This is a genomic window from Amazonocrinis nigriterrae CENA67 (genome assembly GCF_016056305.1).
GTDB lineage: Bacteria > Cyanobacteriota > Cyanobacteriia > Cyanobacteriales > Nostocaceae > Amazonocrinis > Amazonocrinis nigriterrae.
In genome coordinates, this window is sequence record NZ_JAECZC010000104.1 from 1 (window position 1) to 2,079 (window position 2,079).

Sequence of the window (2,079 nt, forward strand, 5' to 3'; positions counted from 1 at the left end):
TCTCAAGACCTTGCCCGGATTTGAGCCAGCAAAGTGTTCAAAGAAAAACGTGTCCCCCAGGGTGAGTTCTTCCTCCCATCGTCCTCTCACCCCCAGTCGCGTCACAGCTTTAGTCTTGCGACGACCAGAATTAATACAGCCTAATGAGCATGAAATCATCGCTCAACTACAAACAGCCCATTCTGATTTGAAGTCAGCTATTGAACTAGCTCAACAGTTTGCATCTGTTGTGCGTCAACGTCTGAGCGAGCAGCTCGATGCTTGGTTAAACAAAGCTAAAAACAGTTCGGTTTCTTTGTTGCGCTCCTTTGCTGTTAGTTTAGAGTCTGACTACGATGCTGTCAAAGCAGGTGTAACTATGTCAGTCAGCAATGGCCCCGTTGAAGGGCATATTAATCGACTGAAAATGTTAAAGCGGCAGATGTATGGTCGAGCCAAGATAGACTTACTAGAACGACGATTTTTGTTGGCTATTTGAGGAGAAAATTTTCACAATTTACACTTGGTTATATGAGTTATAGAAATCAGTTTATCTGGCAAAGGGCGGTTCAACTTGCTATCAATTGTTATAAATTTACCCGCCTATTTCCTCAGTCAGAATTGTATGGTTTAACCAGCCAAATCCGACGTTCTTCTGTATCTGTAGCGTCCAATATAGCTGAAGGCTATGGTAGGCGTTCCAAGCCAGAATATATCCAGTTCTTACATATTGCGTTAGGTTCTTTAAGAGAACTTGATACGCAATTAATCATTGCCAAAGAAGTAGATTTAGCTGATAAAGACCTTTTCACTCCTGTATTGAATGAGGTGGAGGAAATGCAAAGTATATTAGTTGCTACTTTAAACAAACTCAAGGGTTGAAATTATTACTTCTACTCTTCCGACTTCTGCCTTCTGCCTTCTGCCTTCTGCCCTCTGCCTTCCCCCAGCCAAGATCACCAAAAGTTGCCAAGACCCACATTATCCTTTAAGTGACACATAACGCACCGAAAATCATTAATGGTGCGTTGCGCTTCGCGACAACATACCCTACTCAGGCTAGGTAAGAATTTTAAAACTTGTGTGTACACCGTAGCCTTATACCATTTCACGAAATCCTTGATATAAATCACTTTTGTTTCTCCCACTGCTCCCCTGCTCCCTTGCAGTCTTAATGATAAGTTTTTAACCGAACACGATATTATACCAATTTAGATTGGAGACAGGGCAGATAAGGGAAACTGAGAATCATCGTTTAGAGATCTCTACCGATGGTTGGTGTGACCTCAATTGAAGTCAAGGAAAGTTTGGATGATTTGGTAGAAAGGTTGCGTCAAGCCGAAACAGCAACAGCAAAAGAACGTTAGCAAGTACTGTACTGGCTCAAACAGGAGAATGCACCGACGAGAACTGCGATCGCCAAAGCCATCGGGAAACATCGCAACACAAAAAGCAGAAGCCGCAACAGCCAGAGTCCTTTAAAAAAAACTTGCAGATGACCTGGAGTTGTTGAGTCAGTATGATCGGCAAGTTCGCCAACAAGAACGCCCAATTCGCTACTTCGCTGACTTTGGAGAGTCGTTTTGGACTGCATACACTGCTCGGACGCTTGATTAGTGCCTGTGGAGTCAAACCCATAGGAGCATGGCAGTGGTTATTCAAAGCCTTTTGGCTCTCTGGTGCGGTTGAACCTGCAACAGGAGAATCCTTTTTTTTACAGTTTTCTCATGTTGATAGCATTGGGTATCAACAGTTTTTAAATGAATTTTCTCAAGCATATCCAGATAGTCTCAACATTCTTCAAGTTGATCAAGGGCGCTTTCATACAAGTAAGCATCTGATTTTGCCTGAGAATGTGATGAGAGTTGTTTCAACCACCTTAGTGTCCATAACTCAATCCCATTGAGCGGCTATGGGCACATCTAAAAGCTGATCTCAAATGGGCTTGTTTCCACACACTCGATCAACTGCAAGCTAAAGTCGATCAACTCTTAGCTGAGTTAACACCAAAAGTGATCATGTCCATTACGGGGTATTCCTTCATTCTCGATGCCCTATTTGCCCTAAACACCGTTTAAATTGGTATGACCACGGCTGTAC

4 protein-coding genes are annotated in these 2,079 nt (G+C 43.0%); 3 read left to right on the plus strand and 1 reads right to left on the minus strand.

Annotated features, from left to right (window positions below; translation table 11 throughout):
• Window positions 1-478: transposase (locus tag I8748_RS32380; protein WP_198128578.1), on the plus strand; the 478-nt coding region annotated here is incomplete at its 5' end.
• Window positions 479-510: 32 nt separating this feature from the next.
• A complete protein-coding gene (locus I8748_RS32385; protein ID WP_015137800.1) occupies window positions 511-861 on the plus strand; it encodes a four helix bundle protein in 351 nt (116 codons plus the stop codon).
• Between the two features lie 481 nt (window positions 862-1,342).
• Here the strand turns inward: I8748_RS32385 and I8748_RS34795 are convergent, their stop codons facing one another.
• Complete coding sequence (locus tag I8748_RS34795; RefSeq protein ID WP_214662445.1) at window positions 1,343-1,573, minus strand: hypothetical protein; 231 nt, start codon at window positions 1,571-1,573, stop codon at window positions 1,343-1,345.
• Between the two features lie 15 nt (window positions 1,574-1,588).
• On the opposite strand from I8748_RS34795, the gene I8748_RS32390 reads away from it, so the two are divergent.
• On the plus strand, window positions 1,589-1,885 hold the full coding sequence (locus I8748_RS32390; RefSeq protein ID WP_214662854.1) for a hypothetical protein: 297 nt from the start codon (window positions 1,589-1,591) through the stop codon (window positions 1,883-1,885).
• Window positions 1,886-2,079 lie beyond the last annotated feature (194 nt).